The sequence below is a fragment of the Yersinia nurmii genome, from assembly GCF_001112925.1.
In the GTDB taxonomy this organism is placed as follows: Bacteria; Pseudomonadota; Gammaproteobacteria; order Enterobacterales; family Enterobacteriaceae; genus Yersinia; species Yersinia nurmii.
Genome location: NZ_CPYD01000014.1, coordinates 66828 through 85551, shown reverse-complemented (window position 1 = coordinate 85551; position 18724 = coordinate 66828). Strand labels below are relative to the sequence as shown.

The window sequence follows — 18724 nt, the reverse complement described above, 5'->3', positions numbered from 1 at the left end:
AGATTAGCCGCGGTAGACGCAGCCTGCGGAGCAGGTTTCTTTTACCATGACTGCGCTCAGTTCCGGTAATTGCGGTTTCAACTGCTGCCAAATCCAAGCCGCTAAAACTTCACTGGTTGGGTTCTCTAAACCAGGGATATCGTTTAGATAATGATGATCCAAACGCTCCCAAATAGGCTGAAAAGCTGCTTTCAGCTCGGCGAAATCCATAACCCAACCGCTATGAGCATCAACTTCCCCGGTCACTTCCAGGCGAACCATAAATGAATGGCCGTGCAAACGACCACATTTGTGGCCTTCTGCCACGTTAGGTAACCGGTGTGCGGCTTCAAACTGAAAATCTTTAAATAATGTGGTGCTCATCATCCTGGCCTTATTGACTCAAAAAACCGCCGAATAGTACCGGAAACTGGGCGCGCAAGCTACGTTTGCCGGTCTTGGCGCGACATCCGATTTACTATGATTATTATAATGTAGCAGTCTATGCGTTTGATTTAGAACCCTCCGCTTGGTCGATTATTGGATTTTCGGACCAATGAAATTTTTCCTAATAAGTTGAACACTTTGACTCGTATGCGATAGCGAAAAAAGCGCTTAGTTGTTTTAGTTATTAATTATTTCTATCACTTCTTTAATTGTTATTATCCGGATGGTTAACCTTACAAAGCAAAAGATTTATTTGCCGACAAAATATCGGACTGACACTGGCTAAAGCACAAGGGAATTCGTACCGCGATGACGACTCAGGCTCCTCCAACTTCATTACTCCCGCTTTCGCCGGAGCAACTGGCCCGCTTACAGGCGGCGGTCGGCGAATTTTCGCCAACGCAAATGGCGTGGCTGTCCGGATATTTTTGGGGCATGGTCAATCAACAGCCGAACGCGACTGCTCATGGGGTTACAGAGCCAGAAACACCGTCTATTACTCTGATTTCTGCGTCACAAACGGGTAATGCGCGTCGTTTGGCCGAACAGTTGCGTGACGATCTGTTGGCAGCAAAACTAAAGGTTAATCTGGTTAATGCGGGCGACTACAAGTTTAAGCAGATTGCTCAGGAGCGCCTGTTAGTCATTGTCGCTTCGACTCAAGGAGAAGGGGAGCCGGCGGAAGAAGCGGTAGCGCTGCACAAATTTCTGCTATCCAAAAAAGCGCCTAAACTGACGGGAACCGCGTTTGCGGTCTTTGGATTGGGCGATACCTCTTACGAATATTTCTGCAAGGCGGGTAAGGATTTTGATACGCGTCTGGCCGAATTAGGCGCAGAACGTTTGTTGGAACGTGTGGATGCCGATGTGGAGTATCAGGCGCAGGCCGAACAGTGGCGGCAGCAGGTGGTGACTGTTCTGCAAGCTCGCGCTCCGGCACAATCTGCCAGCGCAGCGACGCAGACGCTAAGTGGTACTGTGGATGAAATTACCAGTAGCCCGTACAGCAAAACTACGCCACTTACCGCACAGTTGGCGGTTAACCAGAAAATTACCGGGCGAGATTCGGAAAAAGACGTACGCCATATAGAAATAGATTTAGGTGAATCCGGTTTGCGCTACCAGCCGGGGGACGCACTGGGCGTGTGGTATGAAAACGATCCGGCGTTGGTGGATGAGCTAGTCGGGTTACTGTGGCTAAAAGGCGATGAACCGGTCACGGTGGAGGGGCGAACTTTGCCACTGGCACAGGCGCTGCGCTCGCACTTTGAGCTGACGCAAAATACCACGGTGATTGTTGATAAATATGCCGCGCTTTCTCGCGATGAGAAACTGATTGCTTTGTTGGCGGATAAAAGCAAATTACAGCATTTCGCTCATAACACACCGCTCGTCGATATGGTGCGTCAGGCACCGGCGGATCTCAACGCCGATCAGCTGATTGCTATGTTACGTCCACTCACCCCACGATTGTATTCCATAGCTTCATCACAGGCGGAAAATGAAACCGAAGTGCATATCACCGTCGGAGTCGTGCGCTATGAGATAGATGGGCGTCTCCGCAGCGGCGGCGCGTCTAGTTTCCTGGCCGAACGCTTGGAAATCGATGGCGATATTCGGGTCTTTATCGAACATAACGATAATTTCCGTTTGCCCGCAAACCCAGAAACGCCGGTCATTATGATTGGACCCGGCACCGGTATCGCGCCTTTCCGCGCGTTTATGCAACAGCGCGATGCTGAAGGTGCCAGTGGGAAAAACTGGTTGTTTTTTGGCAATCCGCACTTTACCGATGATTTTCTCTATCAGGTCGAGTGGCAGCGATATGTCAAAGACGGTTTGCTCACCCATATCGATCTGGCCTGGTCGCGGGACCAATCGGAAAAGATATACGTACAAGACAAATTGCGCGAAAAAGGCGCAGAACTGTGGCGCTGGATACAACAAGGCGCTCACATTTACGTCTGCGGCGATGCCAATCGCATGGCTAAAGACGTCGAGAAAACTTTACTGGACGTGGTGGCTGAGCACGGTGCGATGGATGCCGAGCAAGCTGACGAATTTTTAAGTGAGCTGCGCTTTGCGCGCCGTTATCAGCGAGATGTGTACTGATGAATGATAAACACCCTGGACCACTGGTTGTGACTGGCAAATTGTCTGACGGCGAGCGGATGAAGTCCCAGAGCAATTACCTGCGTGGCACGATTGCCGAGGATTTACATAACGGCCTGACCGGTGGTTTTTCCGGTGATAACTTCCTGTTAATTCGTTTTCATGGAATGTATCAGCAGGATGATCGCGATATTCGCGCTGAGCGAGCGGAGCAAAAGTTGGAACCTCGCCATGCCATGATGCTACGTTGCCGCCTGCCGGGGGGGATTATCACGCCACAGCAATGGCTGGGCATTGATCAATTCGCCACGGACAGCACGCTGTACGGCAGCATTCGTATTACCAATCGTCAGACTTTTCAGTTTCACGGTATTCTGAAAGGAAACGTCAAACCAGCTCATCAGCTATTGAATCAGTTAGGTTTGGATGCATTGGCGACGGCCAACGATGTAAACCGCAACGTACTCTGTACCTCTAATCCGGTTGAGTCTGAGCTGCATCAGGAAGCCTACGAGTGGGCGAAAAAAATTTCCGAGCATTTATTGCCGCGTACTCGAGCCTACGCCGAGATTTGGCTGGATGCGGAGAAAGTGGCAACCACCGATGAAGAGCCTATTCTGGGTGCAACTTATTTGCCGCGAAAATTTAAAACCACGGTAGTGATTCCTCCGCAAAACGATGTTGATTTGCATGCTAACGATTTGAACTTCGTTGCGGTGGCAGATAAAGGCAAATTAATCGGTTTTAACGTGTTGGTTGGTGGCGGGCTGTCTATTGCGCACGGTGATAAAAATACTTATCCACGTAAAGCCAGCGATTTTGGTTTTATCCCGTTGGTACACACGCTGGCGGTAGCTGAAGCCGTAGTAACAACCCAGCGGGACTGGGGTAATCGAACCGATCGTAAGAACGCGAAAACCAAATATACGCTGGAGCGCGTCGGCGTGGATGTCTTTAAGGCAGAAGTGGAAAAACGTGCCGGAATAAGCTTTTCGCCGACCAAACCCTATGAATTTACAGGCCGGGGCGACCGCATCGGCTGGGTGAAAGGGATTGATAAAAAGTGGCATTTGACGCTGTTTATTGAGAATGGTCGCCTGCTAGATTATCCGGATCGTAGCCTGAAAACCGGCGTGGCTGAGATCGCTAAAATTCATCAGGGAGATTTCCGCTTAACCGCTAATCAAAACCTGATCGTGGCGGGCGTCCCGGAGAAAGAAAAAGATCGCATTGAGGCGCTAGCACGTCAGCATGGGCTGATGGGAAACAGCGTTAGCCGTCAACGAGAAAACTCGATGGCCTGCGTGTCATTCCCTACCTGTCCGTTGGCGATGGCGGAAGCCGAGCGTTTCATGCCGGAGTTTGTCACGCAAATTGAAGATATTCTGCACAAACATCATTTACCTGATGAACATATCGTGATGCGCGTCACCGGCTGCCCGAATGGTTGCGGTCGCGCTTTATTGGCAGAAATCGGATTAGTGGGTAAAGCGGTAGGCCGCTATAACCTGCATTTGGGCGGCAATCGTGAAGGCACGCGTATTCCGCGCATGTATCGTGAAAATATTACCGCCGATGAGATTCTGGCTATTATTGATGAATTAGTCGGCCGTTGGGCCAAAGAGCGTGGTGCTAACGAAGGCTTCGGGGATTTTGTTATTCGCGCAGGCGTGGTAAAGCCAGTTATTGATTCAGCCCGTGACTTTTACGAATGGCAGGAGGCGGTGTGAGCCAGTTTAATCTCAATGAATTAAATGCCTTACCTAAGGCCGAGCAGGCTGCGGCACTCGCGCTGGTTAACGGTCAGTTGGAAGTCCTTTCAGCACAGGATCGCGTGAGTTGGGCATTGGAGAATTTGCCAGGTGAATACGTTTTATCATCCAGTTTTGGCATTCAGGCGGCGGTATGCCTGCATTTGGTGACGCGCCAACGGCCAGAAATTCCGGTTATTCTGACGGACACAGGCTACCTGTTTCCCGAAACCTATCGGTTTATTGACGAACTAGCCGAGAAACTGCGGCTTAATCTGCAGGTATTTCGTGCTGAACACAGCCCGGCGTGGCAGGAAGCGCGCTATGGCAAACTGTGGGAGCAGGGCGTAGAAGGTATTGAGCGTTACAATGAGTTGAATAAAGTTGAGCCGATGAATCGCGCGTTGGAAACGCTGGGAGCGCAAACCTGGTTTGCAGGCCTACGGCGCGAGCAGTCGGGGAGTCGGGCCAAATTACCAGTGTTGGCCTTACAGCGTGGAGTATTCAAGTTACTGCCGATTATCGACTGGGATAATCGCCGTATCTATCAATATCTGACCGAGCATGGTCTGAATTACCACCCGTTATGGGAGCAGGGCTATTTATCTGTTGGAGATACTCATACAACCCGTAAATGGGAACCCGGCATGAGTGAAGAAGAAACGCGCTTTTTCGGTTTGAAACGGGAATGCGGGCTTCACGAAAGCTAGAACCCGCTTTTCCACTCAAATGGCATTGGGTATGCATGTGTGCTCCCAATGTCATATTGGCTAACCCGTTAAATGCAATGCGTTACCATATAATTCATTAAAATATCAGGTTATTTTTTTACTCACTTCTTCGTCGGCGTTCGTTCCAGACGATGACTCACGCTTTTTGTCGGGTTAACCTATTTATCAAACTAATCGGTGATTTTCTCTCTGGCTATCAAAGCTTCAACGTGAACTGCAAAGGCGATTTCCGCGTGGCGGTTGTTATCCCCACAAACAGCTTTCCTTAGAGGAGACTCCCACAACGAATTTATACGCGGGGAATACAAAAAAGGGCGCTCGTAATGAGCACCCTGTTGGTATTTATCGGACTTTTTAATCAGATTGCGAATGACTTCCCACAAAAATGATTATTTATTCGCTCCTGCTAGCTCTTTTACCAGTGGCAGCAGGATTTTGACGCTATCCCGCGAACGTTTGGCAATCCGGCCAGGCAAGTGATGATCGAGATAATTCAGATTATCCCACTGACTTTGGTGGCGGGTTTCGCCCAGCGGAAAATGCCGGCTGATAGCACGCTGTTGGCAGCCGTCTTTTTTGCCTAACTGATAGTTGGTGGCTTCGACGGAAAGCACTGGGATACCCGCTTTATCAAAGGCATCCTGATCGGCGCGGCAGTGAGGCTCTGGCGTGTTTTCCGGCCGGCTCGCCGCTGGGATTCCGGCATTGCGCGCTAACGCCAGGGCGCGATCGCGGCTTTTCGCTGCGAAGCCTTTAGCATCATGCTGACCGGGGTTGAAATACAACCGATCGCCGGTAATCAAACTGTCTAACGTGATGACCAGCAACGTATTTTCTTTTTCCTCTGCGCTCATGCGTTTCAGATAGTTTGCTGCACCCTGAGCGCCGACTTCTTCAGCGCTTAAAGCGACAAAGCGCAGGCTGTAACGGGTCGGAGTTTCTTTCAAGCGCTCCGCCAGTTCAAGCATTACACCGACACCAGAGGCGTTGTCATCCACGCCTTGCAGCGTCAGGCCGCCGAGGTTTTTATCCAAATCCTGATCGCTATGAGGCGTGTAAGTATCAAAGTGGGCCATGATCACCACTTGCTGCGGCTCGCGGCCTCCGTGGGCTGCAATGACCGATGTGGCACTGAGGTTGCGCCAACTCTGCTTGCCGTTTTTGCTGGTGTAAAGATAGCGGGTATTGAACACCCGCAAATTGGTCTGGTAACCCATGGTTTCAAATTGCTGATTAAGATAATCGGCGGCAAGCAATTCGGCAGGGCTACCGGCCATACGTCCTGGGAAGTAGGTGGCAATATGGCGAGTTTGCTGCTCGGCAATTTTCCCTAACGGCTCACTTTTAGCCGCTGCGGCCGCCGCATTCAGTGGGAATACAGTGCTAAAACAAAGCGTAACAATCGCTAGTTTCAGATGAAGGCGGGAAAACATACCTAAATATCCTTTTATAGAGTCTTAACCGCGCAGTTTGGTATGGACAACGCTGCGCTATGCGGGGCTTAGTATGAGACTGTCCGCGCGATTAGACAATTTGTATGGTTCCTAATTATCAGAATTTTTTATGTCTAAATCCGAAATGTCATTCAGCGCTATAAGTGAACTTGCCTCTACAAGGCTGACTGCATCGGCTTTATATCATTACGGAACTTGTAATTACTTTTCGTCATTTCATAAGGTCATAACCCGCCCCTATAGTCACCTTACGCTTTATCATGTAATCGAAGGCCGCTGTGGACTATCTACCAATATTTGCCGACTTGAAACAACGCCCTGTGCTGGTTGTTGGCGGCGGCGAAATCGCTGCGCGAAAAATAGATTTGCTTCATCGCGCGGGCGCTCAGGTGCGGGTAGTGGCGCGGGCGCTTTCTTCCGAACTTCAGCAACAGCATGACGCGGGAAAAATCCGCTGGGTGGCAGATGTTTTTTCGCCAGAACAGCTGGACGAGGTTTTTCTGGTGATTGCCGCCACGAATGACAACGCTTTGAATGCTGCGGTATTCGCTGCTGCGGATGAGAGGCGGATTCTGGCTAACGTGGTGGACGATCAGCCGCGTTGTTCGTTTATTTTTCCTTCTATTGTCGATCGTTCTCCGTTGGTTGTGGCTATTTCGTCCAGCGGTCAGGCCCCGGTTCTGGCACGAATCTTACGCGAACAGCTGGAATCCTTACTGCCCGCGAGTCTGGGTGACATGGCCGCCGTGGCGGGTCGCTGGCGTGCAAAAGTTAAACAGCGGCTCACGTCCATGAGTGCACGTCGTCGTTTTTGGGAAAAGGCTTTTACCGGTCGATTTGCCAGCCTGATGGCCAGTGGACAATCGACGCTGGCAGAAGATGAGCTGGAGCTATCCTTGATAGCACCGCAAAGGGAAAGCGGTGAAGTGGCTTTGGTTGGCGCTGGCCCCGGCGATGCGGGTTTACTCACTTTACGTGGTCTACAGGTTATTCAGCAGGCGGATGTCGTGTTATATGACCATTTAGTTAGCCCCGAAGTGCTGGATTTGGTTCGGCGCGATGCCGATCGCATTTGCGTGGGTAAACGGGCGGGCGCTCACTCCGTAGCGCAGGAGGAAACTAATCGTTTGCTGGTGGAACTCGCTCAGCAGGGCAAGCGGGTTGTGCGTCTGAAAGGCGGCGATCCCTTTATTTTTGGCCGCGGGGGGGAAGAACTTCAGGTTGTAGCCGCTGCCGGAATTCCGTTTCAGGTTGTACCGGGCGTAACGGCTGCCGCTGGAGCGACGGCTTATGCGGGGATTCCGTTAACCCATAGGGATCACGCCCAAAGCGTCACTTTTATTACCGGTCATTGTCGGGCAGACGGTGACGGGCTGGATTGGTCAACGCTGGCGCGTGGTCGTCAAACTTTGGCTATTTATATGGGAACGGTCAAAGCAGCTGAAATCAGTCAGCAATTGATCGCACACGGTCGGGCGGCGCAGACGCCGGTAGCCGTTATTGGCCGTGGAACCCGCGCCGACCAACAGGTACTGACGGGCACATTGGATCAATTGGACACATTAGCACATCAAGCTCCGGCGCCAGCATTGCTGGTAATTGGAGAAGTGGTGGATTTACACCACCAGATAGCCTGGTTTGGGCAACAACCGCAGACTGAACGGCCGCTTAGGTCGTCAATCGTGAATTTGGCATAAAGGATCTGTTATGGACGAAAAACGACTCACTCACTTGCGGCAATTGGAGGCGGAGAGCATCCATATCATCCGTGAAGTGGCCGCCGAATTCGGGAATCCGGTGATGCTTTATTCCATCGGTAAAGATTCTTCGGTGATGTTGCATCTGGCGCGTAAAGCCTTCTTCCCCGGTAATCTGCCTTTCCCCTTGCTACATGTCGACACTGGCTGGAAATTCCGCGAAATGTATGAATTTCGCGATCGCACCGCCAAAAATTTTGGCTGCGAGTTGTTGGTGCATAAAAACCCGGAAGGGGTGGCGATGGGGATAAATCCCTTCGTTCACGGCAGTGCCAAGCACACCGACATTATGAAAACCGAAGGGTTAAAGCAGGCTCTTAACAAATATGGCTTTGATGCCGCTTTCGGTGGGGCGCGCCGAGATGAGGAGAAATCCCGTGCTAAAGAGCGTATTTATTCGTTCCGCGACCGTTTCCATCGCTGGGACCCTAAAAACCAGCGCCCTGAGCTGTGGCATAACTATAACGGCCAGATTAATAAGGGAGAAAGCATTCGCGTTTTCCCGCTATCCAACTGGACTGAGCTGGATATCTGGCAGTATATCTTCTTGGAAAACATCGACATTGTGCCACTGTATCTGGCGAAGCCTCGCCCGGTTATCGAGCGGGACGGCATGTTGCTGATGGTGGATGATGATCGTATCGATCTGCAACCGGGTGAAATGATCACGCAGAAAATGGTGCGCTTTCGCACATTGGGCTGCTGGCCATTGACCGGTGCGGTGGAATCGCAGGCTGAGACATTGCCGTCGATTATTGAAGAAATGTTGATATCAACCACCAGCGAACGCCAGGGTCGAATGATCGACCGCGATCAATCCGGCTCCATGGAGCTTAAAAAGCGTCAGGGATATTTTTAAGGAGCGGCCCGATGAGCAACATGATTTTACAAAATACGGCGATGGCACAACAAATCGCCGATGAAGGCGGCGTTGAGGCTTATTTGCACGCCCAGCAGCATAAGACCCTGCTGCGTTTCCTGACATGTGGCAGTGTGGATGACGGGAAAAGTACCCTGATAGGCCGCTTGCTACACGATACTCGTCAGATTTATGAAGACCAATTAACGACGCTGCATACCGATAGCAAGCGCATTGGTACGCAGGGCGAAAAACTGGATCTGGCGCTGTTGGTTGATGGCTTACAGGCCGAGCGGGAGCAGGGCATTACTATTGATGTAGCTTACCGCTATTTCTCGACGGAAAAACGGAAGTTTATTATCGCGGATACTCCGGGGCATGAGCAGTACACTCGTAATATGGCGACCGGTGCATCAACCTGCGACCTGGCGATTTTGCTGATCGATGCGCGTAAAGGCGTATTGGATCAAACTCGTCGTCACAGTTTTATCGCCACTCTGCTGGGGATTCGTCATTTGGTGGTGGCGGTGAATAAAATGGATTTGGTGGATTATCAGCAGTCGGTTTTCGAGCAATTCAAAAGTGATTACCTTAGTTTTGCCGAACAGTTGCCGACAGATCTGAATATTAAATTTGTTCCACTGTCTGCATTGGACGGCGATAACGTAGCGACGCCAAGTGAGAAAATGGCCTGGTACAATGGTCCCACGCTGTTGGACGTATTAGAAACCGTGGATGTGGTGAACGCCAGCCGCCAGCAGCCTCTGCGTTTTCCGGTGCAGTATGTGAATCGCCCTAATCTGGATTTTCGCGGTTATTCCGGCACCTTGTCCGCCGGTGTGGTGCGCGTGGGGCAAAAAATCAAAGTGTTGCCTTCTGGCGTTGAATCCACCGTAGCCAGAATTGTGACTTTCGATGGCGATTTGCAGCAGGGCATTCCCGGCGAAGCTATCACACTGGTTTTGACTGACGAAGTGGATATTAGCCGTGGCGATTTACTGGTGGATGCCGATGAAACGCTAAAACCGGCGCAAAATGCGCTGGTAGACGTGGTCTGGATGGCGGAGCAGCCTCTGGTGGTTGGGCAAAGTTACGACATCAAAGTGGCGGGCAAAAAGACTCGTGCTCGGGTGGAGAATATTCAGTATCAGGTGGAAATTAACAGCCTGACCCAGCGAGTAGTAGAAAGCTTGCCTCTGAACGGGATAGGGCTGGTTGCACTGGCCTTCGACGAACCGCTGGTATTAGATAGCTATCAGCGTAACCGCGATACCGGAGGAGTGATTTTTATCGATCGGTTGAGTAACGTCACGGTTGGTGCAGGGCTGATTCGCGAAACGCTGGAGTCGGTTTATCAGGAAACCAGTCCGTTTAGCGCTTTTGAGTTGGAATTAAATGCGTTAGTACGTCGCCACTACCCTCACTGGGGTGCGCGCGATCTACTGGGAGGAAAGTAGTTTGCCTGCTCATTCTTTGCATTCTGATAACCAGCAAACTTTACCTGTGGATATGCCAGCGGATGAGAATGTCGTCTGGCATTCCCATGTGGTAACCCGGCAGGATCGTGAAAGGAAAAATGCCCACCGAGGCGTGGTGCTGTGGTTTACCGGTTTATCCGGCTCGGGTAAATCGACGTTGGCTGGTGCGCTGGAACAGGAGTTGTTCCGGCGTGGGATCAGCACCTATTTATTGGACGGCGATAATGTTCGTCACGGGTTATGTCGGGATTTAGGTTTTTCCGATACCGATCGACGGGAAAACATTCGGCGTGTTGGTGAAGTGGCAAAGCTGATGGTCGATGCCGGACTGGTGGTCTTGTCCGCCTTTATTTCGCCTCATCGTGCAGAACGGCAAATGGTGCAGGAAATGTTAGACAACGGCCAGTTTATCGAGGTTTTTGTCGATACGCCTCTCGCCATTTGTGAAGCGCGCGATCCAAAAGGTTTATACAAAAAGGCTCGTGCCGGTGAGCTGAAAAACTTTACCGGAATAGATTCAATTTATGAATCACCACTGGCACCTGATATTCATCTGAAAGGGGATCGGCCTTTAGCACAGTTAGTTGAGCAATTGCTGGAACAACTTTCGGCGAAAGCCATTATCAGCTAAGTATCGAAGGTTTATTGGCAGGAAAGGGGCGACTTTACCGGCCCCTTTTATCACGCTATTTATCGCCTGTTATCCGGGATTAGGCAGAAACGCTAAGCAGCTCGCTTTTCATCATGGAATTCAGGTGACGCAGGATTTCATCCTCGGAGAAATGAAGCTCCGGAAACTGTGTCATTCCATCCAAACCGCACACGAGACCAATCAATCGCCAGGCAATATTGCCGCTGTCATCACCCGAACGAAACTCGCCACTCTCTCGGCCGGCATTAATGACGGCTACCGTGGCCTGATGCCAGTTGGACATCGATTGGGTATAGGCGAGACGGATGGCATCATCGCGCTCGGCCAGCAGGCTAACCTCATTCCACAGCCGAGTTTCTCTTTTTCCCACGTCATCCTGCGGATAACCTAGTACTAGGAGCAAGCGCTCAACCGCCGGATGATTTTGGCTGGCTATATTAAAGGCGGCGAGTGATTGCTGAACCAGCAGCAGGAAAGCATCGGCTCGCAGTTGAGAGACCGACGCAAAATGGTGGTGAACCTGTCCTACCGCCACCTCGGCTTCATTTGCTACGCGGCGCACCGTGGTAGCGGCCATTCCTTCGGCCATGGCCACCCGCACGGCAGCATTCAAAATACTGCTATGCCGCTCTTCGCGATTCAAATATGCCAAGGATGCTCCTTTGTTCTCATTCTGAGATGAATTAACAGTTAGGTATGTAGGGGAATTATGCAGAGAATTGGACTGATGTTCAACATTTCGCTACAATCGCGTATTGAACACGTGTTCAACATTAAATTCTGCCTTATTTGAGTCTCTGATTATGTCTAAGAAATGGACTATTTTTTGCGTTATCATTTTGATGTACCTCCCAATTTCTATTGATGCCACTGTCTTGCATGTGGCTGCGCCTCGCCTTGGATTGGCTTTGTCGGCAACGGGGAGTGAATTGCTGTGGATTATCGATATCTATTCTTTGGTGATGGCCTGTCTGCTGTTACCCATGGGCGCTTTGGGCGATCGCATCGGTTTTAAACGGCTGGCGCTGATTGGTTCTGTACTATTTGGGCTATCGTCGCTGGCCGCCGCTTTGGCTGATTCGGTGGGAACGCTAATCGCCGCGCGCGCCTCTTTGGCAATTGGAGCCGCTATGATTCTGCCCGCCACTTTATCTGCGGTTCGGCATATTTTCACCGATGAGCGCGAGCGAGCGCTGGCATTGGGAATCTGGGTGGCGGTAGGTACCGCTGGCGCCGCTATGGGACCCTTGGTCGGCGGAGCGCTGCTGGAATACTTCTATTGGGGCTCGGTCTTTATGATTAACGTGCCGATAGTCGCAGTGGTGGTATTGGCAACCTGTTTCCTGATTCCAGACCAGCCTTGTCGCAGAACGCAAAGCTGGACGCTGGCACCGGCCTTGGTATTGACCACGGCAATATTATTACTGGTTTATGCGGCTAAAAGCGGGCTGCGCGGCAATGGTGATTTACTCGGCACCTCGCTAACCGCGGTGATGGGGGGCGTTATCCTGTACGGTTTTATCCGGCATCAGCTTTCATCACCTTCGCCGATGATTGATTTTCGACTGATTGGCCAGAGGGTGATTGCCGTCGGTATGATTATGGCGCTGACCGCGATGATTACCTTGGTTGGTTTCGAATTGTTACTGACGCAGGAACTGCAATTTGTATTAGGGAAAACGCCGCTCGAAGCCGGTCTTTTCCTGATGCCTCTGATGATTGCCAGCGGCCTGAGTGGTCCTCTAGCCGGTTGGCTGGTGGCAACGTTAGGTTTGCGTTTAGTTGCTACTCTGGGCATAGCCTTAAGTGCCGTTAGCTTCTTTGGATTGGCAATGACGGATTTCTCCTACCAAATCTATCAGGCGTGGGGTTGGATGGCGTTGCTCGGTTGCAGTATTCAAATCTCGTTGCTGGCTTCTACTGCCGCTATCATGAGCGCTGCGCCGCCGGAAAAAGCCGGTGCCGCTGGAGCGGTTGAAGGCATGGCATATGAGCTGGGCGCGGGTTTAGGCGTAGCGCTATTTGGTCTTTTGTTATCGCGGGTGTATATGGCTTCAGTGGTTTTACCGGAAGATTTACCCGCGAATTTGGCAGAACAGGCCAGCGCCTCTATTAGCGAAGCGATGCAGGTTATCAGTGAACTGGGTGGGGAGCAGGGCGAGCGATTGTTCGCCAGCGCCAGTGAGGCATTTTCGACCTCGCATAGTCTAGTATTAAGCATCGCTAGCGGCATCTTGATTTTACTCACCGCAGTGGTCTGGTACAGCATGCCGGGAAAAGAATCCGAGGCTAAATTAATAAATATATCAAAACACTAATGATAGAAAGAGGCGAAAATATCGCCTCTTTTTTTGCCTGTTGGCTACGGATGTCATCGTTAATCCCTGCGTTCCAACGCCGCGATTAACTATTCGCTTGAATGACGAACAATTAGTAACATATTTGATTGAACAATTGTTAGACGTCCTGCGTGAGAGAGCTATTATCAAATCCTGAATGTACCCTCGGCCAAGCGCCTACAGAGCGCGCCGTTACAGAATACCCTTAGGGATTTTTATGCAGAATGTCACCCAAATTATTGTGAGCAAACAGCGAGAAAGGGAGGAACCATCGCACTCTTTTCTCGGCGGAATCGCCGGTTTTACCTTTTACTGGTTGGCTTTCGCCATTCCATTTCTGGTCTACGGGCCAAACACCGTTTTTTTTCTGCTTTATACCTGGCCGTTTTTTCTGGCGCTAATGCCGGTTTCGGTATTAATCGGCATCGCCTTAAGTATGTTGCTGCGTGGTAATGTGCTATTTACCCTCGGTGGGACGGGTATTGCGGTAATATGTCTGTTTTGGATGCTGTTCTCTTTCCTCACCGGATGGTAAAACGACTGGCGGGGGGCGCGGCGACAATGATCGCCATAATGCCCCGATGACCTTTTTAATCCTTAGCTTTCACTCTGTTTTTCCTCTTGCTTTCCTCGCTTATTACCCGTTATTTTTACGCACTTTTTTCCTTTCCCCTCGCGGAAAAGCGGGTGTGACGGTAAGGCAAAATGAAAAGTAAAAGCCGATTTAGCAGCATTTCTCGCTAAGAAACTCACGAGGTAAAGGGAATTTTTGACGACTGTCGCTATTGTTGCGTCCCAATAATTGCCGTCTTTTTGCAGATTTGCATGGTATTTTTGCCAGAAATCGTCCTTAATCTTAAACTCTGGGGCATTTTCCCACTCAGAGTGGAGTCCGACGAAAAGTTGTGGGATGATTAGTCAGTTTTTCAGGGGGCGGAGATGGGAAAACTTACGCTACTATTGCTGGTTTTGCTTGGCTGGTTACAGTATTCGCTGTGGCTGGGTAAGAATGGTGTTCATGATTTTGTCCGCGTGCAAAATGACGTTGCTGCCCAAGAGGGTAACAACGGCAAACTAAAGGCGCGGAACGATCAGCTATTTGCTGAGATTGATGATTTAAACGGTGGTCAAGAGGCGATCGAAGAACGCGCACGTAACGAATTGGGCATGATTAAGCCCGGTGAAAGTTTCTATCGTTTGGTTCCTGACCAATCCAGACGTAATGCGGGTATCCCTTCGACACAAAATAACGCGCAACAATAAATAATGAGTAACTTCGCAGGTTCCCTTCCTGAAGTCATTGCTGTATTGCCGGCTGCTGGAATAGGCAGTCGTATGCAAGCCGATTGCCCTAAGCAATATTTAACCGTGGGCGGCAAAACAATACTTGAACACGCTATTGATGCCTTACTGTGCCATCCGCTAATTGAGCGGATTATTGTGGTAATAAGCCCAAACGATGAACAGTTCGATCTGTTGCCAATCGCCAATGACTCTCGCGTGAGCCGGGTTTATGGCGGCGCGCAACGTGCCGATTCGGTTCTGGCTGGCTTGATGAGTGCCGGAACGCCTGACTGGGTGCTGGTTCACGATGCTGCCCGACCTTGCCTGCATCAAGACGATTTAAGCGATCTTCTGGCCATTATGGGTCAAACTAAAATCGGCGGATTACTGGCGACCCCGGTGCGAGACACCATGAAGCGCGGTGAAGCTGGGATTGACGCGGTGGCACATACGGTCGATCGTCAGAATCTCTGGCATGCGCTAACACCGCAGCTGTTTCCATTCGAGTTGCTGAAAACTTGCCTGAGCCGAGCGTTACGTGAAGGTGCAACGGTAACCGATGAAGCCTCTGCTCTGGAGCACTGTGGCTATCACCCGTTATTGGTGAGTGGCCGTTCAGATAATATTAAAGTCACGCGCCCGGAAGATCTGGCGTTGGCCGAGTTTTACCTTACCCGGCTCTATAATAAGGAATGCACATAATGCGAATTGGACATGGTTTTGATGTACATAAATTCGGTGGTGAAGGCCCGATAATCATCGGTGGCGTGCGCATTCCTTATCCGCAGGGCCTACTGGCTCATTCCGATGGTGATGTAGCTCTCCATGCTGCAACTGATGCGCTGTTAGGCGCTGCTGCATTGGGTGATATCGGCAAACTCTTCCCCGATACCGATCCCGCCTTTAAAGGCGCTGACAGCCGCGCTCTGTTGCGTGAGGCTTACCGTCGTATCCTTGAAAAAGGTTATCAGCTCGGCAATTTGGATATCACCATTATTGCCCAGTCCCCTAAAATGGCTCCTCATATTCCGCAAATGCGTGTGAATTTGGCGGAAGATCTGCAATGCCATATGGATGACGTTAATGTTAAAGCCACCACCACGGAAAAGCTGGGTTTCACCGGTCGCGGTGAGGGAATTGCCTGTGAAGCTGTGGCACTGTTGGTAAAGAGAGAAAAGCAGTAATGGACATGGAAAATCTGACATGGCTGCACGGCCAACCTAAAGCCAGCGGCGTGTTGAAAGCGAATCCTGAAGATTTCGTGGTGGTAGAGGATTTAGGGTTCGAACCCGACGGCGAAGGCGAGCATTTGCTGGTGCGTATTCGTAAAAACGGCTGCAATACCCAATTTGTTGCCGATTATTTATCCCGTTTCGCCGGTATTCATCCGCGTTTAGTGAGCTACGCTGGCTTAAAAGACCGTCATGCGGTGACCGAGCAATGGTTCTGCCTACACTTGCCAGGTAAAGAAACGCCGAATATGCAGGACTTTCAGCTGGAAGGTTGTGAAGTATTGGAAACGGTGCGTCAAAAGCGAAAATTGCGCATCGGCTCTCTGAAAGGTAACGCGTTCACTCTGGTGTTACGCCATATCAGCAACCAGAAGGACGTTGAGGCTCGCTTAAATCTGATTGCTGCTCAAGGCGTTCCCAATTACTTTGGTAGTCAACGCTTTGGCCGCGGTGGCAATAATCTGGTGCAGGCTCGCCGTTGGTCGAATAATGAAATTCGGGTAAAAGAACGCAGTAAGCGTAGCTTTTATCTGTCTGCTAGTCGCAGCGCCATGTTTAACCTGATTGCCAGCACTCGTTTGGCTCAAAACAGCGCCATGCAGGTGCTGGAGGGGGATGCATTGCAGCTGAGTGGCCGTGGTAGCTGGTTTGTTGCACAGTCGGAAGAGCTGGAGTCTTTGCAGCAGCGTTTGGATGCCGGAGAGCTAAACGTCACCGCACCGCTGCCGGGAGACGGCGATTTAGGCACTCAAGGCGCAGCTTTGGCCTTTGAGCAAAACTGTCTGGCGGATCAAACCGAACTGCTTTCGTTGTTGAAACGTGAACGAGTGGAAGGCGCGCGCCGTGCCATCTTGCTGCGTCCACAGGAAATGAGTTGGGATTGGTGGGATGAAGTTACCCTTGAGCTGCGCTTCTGGCTGCCTGCTGGCAGTTTTGCTACCAGCGTAGTCAGAGAAATCATGAATCTGGATAACGGCGATGCTGCGGATCTTACTGAGTAACGACGACGGCATTGCCGCCCCGGGGATTCAGGCGCTGGCTGCGGCATTGCGTGAGTTTGCTCAAGTGCAGATTGTTGCACCGGATCGCAATCGTAGCGGTGCCTCTAACTCGCTGACGCTGGATTCCGCGTTGCGAACGACCACATTGTCAAACGGCGATATTGCTGTACAGCACGGTACGCCGACGGATTGTGTTTATCTTGGCGTAAATGCATTGATGCGCCCGCGTCCAGATATCGTAGTTTCAGGTATCAATGCTGGTCCGAATTTAGGGGATGACGTGATTTATTCCGGGACCGTTGCGGCGGCGATGGAAGGACGGCATTTGGGTTTTCCTGCGTTGGCAGTTTCGCTAAACGGCCATCAGCATTATGATACAGCGGCGGCGGTAACCTGCCGCTTGCTGCGCGCTTTACAGCGCGCCCCGCTGCGTACCGGCAAAATTCTTAATGTGAATGTGCCTGATTTACCGTTAAATGAAATTAAAGGTATCAAAGTCACTCGCTGTGGCAGTCGGCACCCAGCCGAAACGGTCATTTGCCAGCAAGACCCAAGAGGGCAAGATATTTATTGGATTGGGCCGCCAGGTGACAAATGTGACGCTGGGCCGGATACTGATTTTAGCGCTGTGGAACAGGGATATGTTTCAGTGACGCCGCTTCAGGTTGATTTAACCGCCTATGCGGCCCAGGACGTAGTCAAAACCTGGTTAGACAGGACTGAGGTTGACGGGGAATGGTAAATAAATCCATGCAAACCTTACTGCAACAGTTACAACAGCAAGGTATTCGTGATGAGCGCCTGTTACAGGCGATTGAAGCTGTACCACGGGAGCGCTTTGTGGACGAAGCGCTCGCGCATAAGGCCTATGAGAATACCGCTCTGCCAATTGGTTCAGGGCAAACTATTTCTCAGCCTTATATGGTGGCGCGGATGACAGAATTGCTGCAACTGACGCCAACATCGAAAGTCTTAGAGATTGGCACCGGTTCGGGTTATCAAACCGCAATTCTGGCGCATCTGGTTGAGCACGTGTGCTCAGTTGAACGAATCAAAGGGCTACAATGGCAGGCTAAGCGCCGCCTAAAATTATTGGATCTGCACAATGTTTCTACCCGCCACGGTGACGGTTGGCAGGGATGGGCATCGCGCGGGCCATTTGATGCGATCATTGTGACGGCGGCACCGCCGGAGATTCCAGAAGCATTATTGCAGCAGCTTGAAAACGGTGGGAGATTAGTTCTGCCCGTCGGTGAACAGGCGCAGACGTTAAAATACGTGCAGCGCCGGGATCACGAGTTCTTTATTGAAACGGTGGAGGCCGTTCGTTTTGTTCCGCTGGTGAAAGGGGAACTGGCCTGACAATTTTTTAAATCGCGTATTTAATCCCTGGCTATTTATTCCGGTCAGGAACCCATTGGGTTAGCGCGATATGTAAACTATACGAGATTACGGTAGGGCAGAGGTGGTGCAATTTGTACCCAAGGTGCTGCATCTTATTTCTTCTGCGTTTTACCTTATTATTCAAGGCGCGCAGAGGAACCTTTCATCATTAGAAAAATGAGTGAAACATTGACACTCAGCTAGGATGTAAAGGGTATTTGGAAATATTGCTTAATATTGCTGTCATGGGGGAAGCATGAGCACG

General features: G+C 50.9%; 18 protein-coding genes and 1 pseudogene. 16 read left to right on the top strand and 3 right to left on the bottom strand.

Going from position 1 to position 18724, the window contains the following annotated elements; translation table 11 throughout:
• Positions 1-3 precede the first annotated feature (3 nt).
• Entirely contained in the window at positions 4-363 is a 360-nt protein-coding gene (gene queD, locus AD970_RS16005; RefSeq protein ID WP_049601247.1) for a 6-carboxytetrahydropterin synthase QueD, read from the bottom strand.
• 372 nt (positions 364-735) lie between these two features.
• On the opposite strand from queD, the gene cysJ reads away from it, so the two are divergent.
• Genes cysJ through AD970_RS15990 form a run of 3 tightly spaced genes read left to right on the top strand, consistent with a single transcriptional unit; the run spans position 736 to position 4999 of the window.
• Entirely contained in the window at positions 736-2538 is a 1803-nt protein-coding gene (cysJ, locus tag AD970_RS16000; protein ID WP_049601246.1) for an NADPH-dependent assimilatory sulfite reductase flavoprotein subunit, read from the top strand.
• A complete protein-coding gene (gene cysI, locus AD970_RS15995; protein ID WP_049601243.1) occupies positions 2538-4268 on the top strand; it encodes an assimilatory sulfite reductase (NADPH) hemoprotein subunit in 1731 nt (576 codons plus the stop codon). Before cysJ ends, cysI begins: the two co-directional genes overlap by 1 nt.
• Complete coding sequence (locus AD970_RS15990; protein WP_049601240.1) at positions 4265-4999, top strand: phosphoadenylyl-sulfate reductase; 735 nt, start codon at positions 4265-4267, stop codon at positions 4997-4999. The genes cysI and AD970_RS15990 overlap by 4 nt, the downstream gene beginning before the upstream one ends.
• A gap of 410 nt (positions 5000-5409) precedes the next feature.
• On the opposite strand, the gene AD970_RS15985 is transcribed toward AD970_RS15990, so the two are convergent.
• Complete coding sequence (locus AD970_RS15985; RefSeq protein ID WP_049601237.1) at positions 5410-6453, bottom strand: aminopeptidase; 1044 nt, start codon at positions 6451-6453, stop codon at positions 5410-5412.
• 299 nt (positions 6454-6752) lie between these two features.
• Between AD970_RS15985 and cysG the strand changes: the two genes are divergently transcribed.
• From cysG to cysC, 4 genes are read left to right on the top strand one after another with little or no spacing between them, the layout of a single operon-like run.
• On the top strand, positions 6753-8171 hold the full coding sequence (cysG, locus tag AD970_RS15980; protein ID WP_049601234.1) for a siroheme synthase CysG: 1419 nt from the start codon (positions 6753-6755) through the stop codon (positions 8169-8171).
• A gap of 10 nt (positions 8172-8181) precedes the next feature.
• Positions 8182-9090, top strand: a complete 909-nt coding sequence (gene cysD / locus AD970_RS15975) for a sulfate adenylyltransferase subunit CysD (RefSeq protein ID WP_049601232.1) — start codon at positions 8182-8184, stop codon at positions 9088-9090.
• Between the two features lie 20 nt (positions 9091-9110).
• Complete coding sequence (gene cysN / locus AD970_RS15970) at positions 9111-10547, top strand: sulfate adenylyltransferase subunit CysN (RefSeq protein ID WP_157045560.1); 1437 nt, start codon at positions 9111-9113, stop codon at positions 10545-10547.
• 1 nt (position 10548) lies between these two features.
• Positions 10549-11199, top strand: a complete 651-nt coding sequence (cysC, locus tag AD970_RS15965; RefSeq protein WP_049601227.1) for an adenylyl-sulfate kinase — start codon at positions 10549-10551, stop codon at positions 11197-11199.
• Between the two features lie 79 nt (positions 11200-11278).
• Here cysC and AD970_RS15960 read toward each other — a convergent pair whose 3' ends face one another.
• The gene (locus AD970_RS15960) at positions 11279-11872 is read right to left on the bottom strand and encodes a TetR family transcriptional regulator (protein WP_049601226.1); all 594 of its coding nucleotides are present in this window, start codon (positions 11870-11872) and stop codon (positions 11279-11281) included.
• Between the two features lie 151 nt (positions 11873-12023).
• Between AD970_RS15960 and AD970_RS15955 the strand changes: the two genes are divergently transcribed.
• The 9 genes and pseudogenes from AD970_RS15955 (at position 12024) to AD970_RS15920 (ending at position 18438) form a co-directional block, all read left to right on the top strand.
• A complete protein-coding gene (locus AD970_RS15955) occupies positions 12024-13538 on the top strand; it encodes an MFS transporter (RefSeq protein ID WP_049601224.1) in 1515 nt (504 codons plus the stop codon).
• A 91-nt stretch (positions 13539-13629) separates the two neighbouring features.
• Positions 13630-13716: pseudogene (locus AD970_RS19715) on the top strand (adenylyl-sulfate kinase); the annotation flags it as partial.
• Between the two features lie 60 nt (positions 13717-13776).
• Positions 13777-14094, top strand: a complete 318-nt coding sequence (locus tag AD970_RS15950) for a DUF3561 family protein (RefSeq protein ID WP_049601222.1) — start codon at positions 13777-13779, stop codon at positions 14092-14094.
• Positions 14095-14498: 404 nt separating this feature from the next.
• Entirely contained in the window at positions 14499-14822 is a 324-nt protein-coding gene (gene ftsB, locus AD970_RS15945; RefSeq protein ID WP_049601218.1) for a cell division protein FtsB, read from the top strand.
• Positions 14823-14825: 3 nt separating this feature from the next.
• A complete protein-coding gene (ispD, locus tag AD970_RS15940; RefSeq protein ID WP_049601216.1) occupies positions 14826-15545 on the top strand; it encodes a 2-C-methyl-D-erythritol 4-phosphate cytidylyltransferase in 720 nt (239 codons plus the stop codon).
• Positions 15545-16027: a 2-C-methyl-D-erythritol 2,4-cyclodiphosphate synthase gene (gene ispF, locus AD970_RS15935; protein WP_049601213.1), complete on the top strand. Its 483-nt coding sequence runs from the start codon at positions 15545-15547 to the stop codon at positions 16025-16027. Before ispD ends, ispF begins: the two co-directional genes overlap by 1 nt.
• The gene (gene truD / locus AD970_RS15930; RefSeq protein ID WP_049601210.1) at positions 16027-17076 is read left to right on the top strand and encodes a tRNA pseudouridine(13) synthase TruD; all 1050 of its coding nucleotides are present in this window, start codon (positions 16027-16029) and stop codon (positions 17074-17076) included. Before ispF ends, truD begins: the two co-directional genes overlap by 1 nt.
• Positions 17054-17818 carry a 5'/3'-nucleotidase SurE gene (gene surE / locus AD970_RS15925; RefSeq protein WP_084728168.1) on the top strand — a complete coding sequence of 255 codons (765 nt, stop codon included), beginning with the start codon at positions 17054-17056 and terminating at the stop codon, positions 17816-17818. The genes truD and surE overlap by 23 nt, the downstream gene beginning before the upstream one ends.
• Positions 17812-18438, top strand: coding sequence for a protein-L-isoaspartate(D-aspartate) O-methyltransferase (locus AD970_RS15920; RefSeq protein WP_049601207.1), 627 nt, complete (start codon positions 17812-17814; stop codon positions 18436-18438). The genes surE and AD970_RS15920 overlap by 7 nt, the downstream gene beginning before the upstream one ends.
• The last annotated feature ends 286 nt before the right edge of the window (positions 18439-18724 follow it).